This window comes from Roseomonas sp. E05 (genome assembly GCF_030063475.1).
GTDB lineage: Bacteria > Pseudomonadota > Alphaproteobacteria > Acetobacterales > Acetobacteraceae > Pseudoroseomonas.
In genome coordinates, this window is record NZ_JASIRT010000075.1 from 1 (window position 1) to 4,141 (window position 4,141).

The 4,141-nt window shown below is 67.4% G+C and carries 2 protein-coding genes and 1 tRNA gene; all 3 read left to right on the plus strand.

Translation table 11 applies throughout. From position 1 onward, the window contains the following. Positions 1 to 38 precede the first annotated feature (38 nt). The 3 genes from QMO56_RS26610 (at position 39) to gyrB (ending at position 3,856) form a co-directional block, all read left to right on the plus strand. A tRNA-Met gene (locus tag QMO56_RS26610) sits at positions 39 to 115 on the plus strand. Between the two features lie 66 nt (positions 116 to 181). Next, positions 182 to 1,345, plus strand: coding sequence for a DNA replication/repair protein RecF (gene recF, locus QMO56_RS26615; protein WP_283530651.1), 1,164 nt, complete (start codon positions 182 to 184; stop codon positions 1,343 to 1,345). A gap of 54 nt (positions 1,346 to 1,399) precedes the next feature. Then, positions 1,400 to 3,856, plus strand: a complete 2,457-nt coding sequence (gene gyrB, locus QMO56_RS26620) for a DNA topoisomerase (ATP-hydrolyzing) subunit B (protein ID WP_283530653.1) — start codon at positions 1,400 to 1,402, stop codon at positions 3,854 to 3,856. Positions 3,857 to 4,141 lie beyond the last annotated feature (285 nt).

A 4,141-nucleotide genomic window follows, 5' to 3' on the forward strand; every position in this document is an offset into this window, starting at 1 on the left:
CCGGAATTGTGGACAACAAACGGATCCAACACCACCAACGCGGGGTGGAGCAGCCCGGTAGCTCGTCAGGCTCATAACCTGAAGGTCACAGGTTCAAATCCTGTCCCCGCATCCAAATTCTTACCTCATCATCCAGAGTCCTGCAGATCGCGCTGGTCGGGCAGCTTGACGTCGAATCACGATGACAGCTGATCTCTCCGCTCTGCGGCTGACTCGCCTTCTCCTGCAGAATTTCCGCAGCTATACCGCGCTCGATCAGAGCTTCAGCGCCCGCTTGCTGGTAATTGCCGGCCGGAACGGTGTGGGCAAGACCAACCTTCTCGAAGCCATCAGCCTTCTTGCTCCTGGCCGAGGCTTGCGCGCCGCCCGTGGCAGCGAACTGCCACGGCAAGAAGGGGAAACGGCGCTCTCTTGGGCTGCGGCGGGTCATTTCGAAGGGCCGGCGGGGCTGGCTGTGGTCGGCACCGGTGCGGGAGCGGGCCAGGACCGCCGCAGCTTTCGGCTGGATGGCGCCCCCATCCGCAACCAGGCCGAACTCTCGCGCCATCTGGCCATCCTCTGGCTTACGCCGCAGATGGATCGGCTGTTCCAGGAGAGCGCCAGCGGTCGCCGTCGCTTCCTGGACCGGTTGGTCTGGTCGCTCGAGCCCAGCCACGCGCGCGACGTCACCGCGCATGATGCCGCCATGAGCCAGCGCAACCGGCTGCTGGCCGAAGGGCGGCGGGATGCCGCCTGGCTGGCGGCGCTGGAGGACAGCATGGCCCGCCATGCCGTCGCGGCGGTGGCCCGGCGGCGTGCGACCACGTCGCGGCTGACGGATGCTCTTGTCAGTGGCGTCGCGGGGGCCTTCCCGGCGGCCCGGCTGGACCTCGCCTGTCCCATCGCCTCGGCGATGGCAGAACGGCCTGCGCTGGAAGTGGAGGAGGCGCTGCGGGCCGGCCTCGCCGCGGACCGCGTCCGCGATGCCGCCGCGGGTGGCGCCCGCCAGGGCGCGCACCGCACCGATCTTCGCCTCGCTCTTCTGCCGCAGGACATTCCCGCCGAGCTTTGCTCGACCGGCGAGCAGAAGGCGCTCCTGGTCAGCATCGTCCTGGCGCAAGCCGCTTTGGTGGCCGGACATCGAGGCTTCGCGCCATTGTTGCTGCTGGATGAGGTCGCGGCCCATCTTGATCCGCAGCGCCGTGGCGCTCTCTTTGAAGCCCTGTCCGATTTCCCGGCGCAGTGCTTCCTAACAGGCACCGAATTCCCCCCCTTCACGGCCTTGAAGGACCAGGCGCAGTTCCTGGAGGCGGTTCCTGGCAGCCTCCGCCCGGCTGCCGATTTCCCCGTGCCGGCTGGCATATAAACTGCTATAAATTCCTCACTTTTAGGCCTTCTTGAACAGGAGTTTCCCGCCGGCATGAGCGAGTCCGTGCGCGCGCCGTCCTCCGTCCCCGAGCCGATGGCGGATGCCTATGACAGCGCCTCCATCACCGTGCTGCGCGGGCTGGAAGCCGTTCGCAAACGCCCGGGCATGTATATCGGCGATACCGATGACGGCTCGGGCCTGCACCACATGGCTTTCGAGATTATCGACAATGCCGTGGACGAGGCGCAGGCCGGCTACGCCACGCGCTGCGAGGTGGTGCTGAACCCGGATGGCTCCGTTACCGTCACCGATGACGGCCGCGGCATTCCCACCGACATCCATGCCGAGGAAGGCGTCTCCGCCGCCGAGGTGGTGCTGACCCGCCTGCATGCCGGCGGCAAGTTCAACCAAAACTCCTACAAGGTTTCCGGCGGCCTGCATGGCGTCGGTGCCGCCGTGGTCAATGCGCTCTCCGAATGGATGGATGTGACCATCTGGCGCGAGGGTACCGAGCATTTCATCCGCTTCGAGCATGGCGAGACGGTGCAGCCGTTGAAGGTGATCGGCCCAGCCGAGCATGGCAATGGCACCCGCGTCACCTTCAAGCCCTCGGCCGGCACCTTCACCCGCACGGAATACGATTTCGCCGTGCTGGAGAAGCGCCTGCGCGAGCTGGCCTTCCTCAATTCGGGCCTCGCCATCGTCCTACGGGACGACCGCCCTACCGAAGCGGGCGAGCCGCCGCGCGAGGTCTCCTTCCGCTTCGACGGCGGCCTGACCGCCTTCGTCGAGTGGCTGGACCGCTCCAAGGAGCCGATCTTCAAGCCACCCATCAGCCTGAAGGCCAAGGAAGGCGGCGGCATCCAGGTCGAGCTGGCGATGTGGTGGAACAGCAGCCCGCACGAGCTGGCGCTGTGCTTCACCAACAACATCCCGCAGCGCGACGGCGGCACGCATCAGGCCGGCTTCCGCCAGGCGCTCACCCGTGTGGTGATGAAATACGCCGAGGATCTGGCGAAGAAGGAAAAGGTCGAGCTGTCCGGCGAGGACATGCGCGAGGGCCTGACCGCCGTCGTCTCGGTCAAGGTGCCGGACCCGAAGTTTTCCTCCCAGACCAAGGACAAGCTGGTCTCCTCCGAGGTGCAGCCGGTGGTTCATGCGGCGGTGGCCGATGCGCTCGCCCACTGGTTCGAGACGCACCCGAAGGAAGCGAGGCTCGTCCTCGATCAGGTCGTCCTGGCCGCGGCCGCCCGCAAGGCGGCGCAGATGGCGCGCGAGAAGGTCGGCCGCAAGAATGCGCTCGACATCTCGACGCTTCCCGGCAAGCTCGCCGACTGCCAGGAGAAGGATCCCTCCAAGTGCGAGATCTTCCTGGTCGAGGGTGATTCGGCCGGCGGCTCCGCCAAGCAGGGCCGTGACCGCCGCTTCCAGGCCATCCTGCCGCTGAAGGGCAAGATCCTGAACGTCGAGCGGGCGCGCATCGACAAGATGCTCTCCTCGGCCGAAATCGGCACGCTGATCACGGCGCTCGGCACCGGCATCGGCACCGGCCCCGTGGACCGCGGGGGCTTCTCGGCCGACAAGCTGCGCTACCACCGCATCGTCATCATGACCGACGCGGATGTGGACGGCTCGCATATCCGCACCCTCTTGCTGACCTTCTTCTTCCGACAGATGCCGGAGCTGCTGCAGCGAGGCCATCTCTACATTGCCCAGCCGCCGCTCTACCGCGCCAAGCGCGGGCAGGAGGAGCGCTACCTGAAGGACGACCGGGCGCTCGAGGACTTCCTGCTGGAGAAGGCGCTGCATGGCGCCCGCCTCGGCTTTGCCGATGGGCGCAGCCTGGAGGGTGACGAGCTGCGCGAGGTGGTGGAAGCCCTGCGGCAGACCGCCGGGCGCATCCGCCGCCTGGCGAATGGCATCCCCACCGAGCTGGTCGAGCAGGCCGCCATTGCGGGCGCTCTCACGGCCGATCCCGAGCGCGCGCTGGCTGCGGCTCCGGCGCTGGCGACGCGCCTCGACGCGCTGGCACAACCCTCTGAGCGCGGCTGGAAGGTGGCGCCGGGTGCCGAGGGGCTGGTGATGGGCCGCACGGTGCGCGGCGTGGCTGACCGGCATCGGCTGGACAGCGCTGCCTTGCGCAGCCCGGATGCCCGATGGCTGAACGAGCGGCATGCCGCTCTCGAGGCCGCCTGGACCGAGCCCGCGACGCTGGCGCTTGACAGCACCAGCACCCAGGTTGCCGGCCCGCTCTCGGCGCTGGAGCGCATCCTGGCGCAGGGCCGCAAGGGGCTGGCTATCCAGCGCTTCAAGGGGCTCGGCGAGATGAATCCGGAGCAGCTCTGGCAGACCACGCTGGACCCCGCCACCCGCACCCTGCTGCAGGTGAAGATCGAGGACGTGGAGGATGCCGAGCAGGTCTTCTCCACGCTGATGGGCGATGTCGTCGAGCCGCGCCGCGAGTTCATCGTCGGCAATGCGCTGAAGGTGGCAAACCTCGACGTCTGAACTCTTGGATGTGGCCGGGCTTGCCTGAGCTGGGCATGGCGGTGCCGCGCCTGCAATGCGCCGCAGTTGCCTTATAGTGTTGGGCGCGGTTGCCCGTCGGTGACCGCGAATCCTTGTTAGGCGACGGACAGCATTGAGGGGCCGGATGTAGGCTGCGGACGGGCTTTAGCACTACCTGGGCACTTTAGGCGGAGGTGTCAGGAACCGGCGTCGGCAGTGCGGACATCGTACTGGCGTGGCGAGATGCGCGAACAGCCGGTCGAGGATGGCACGACGAACGGCGGG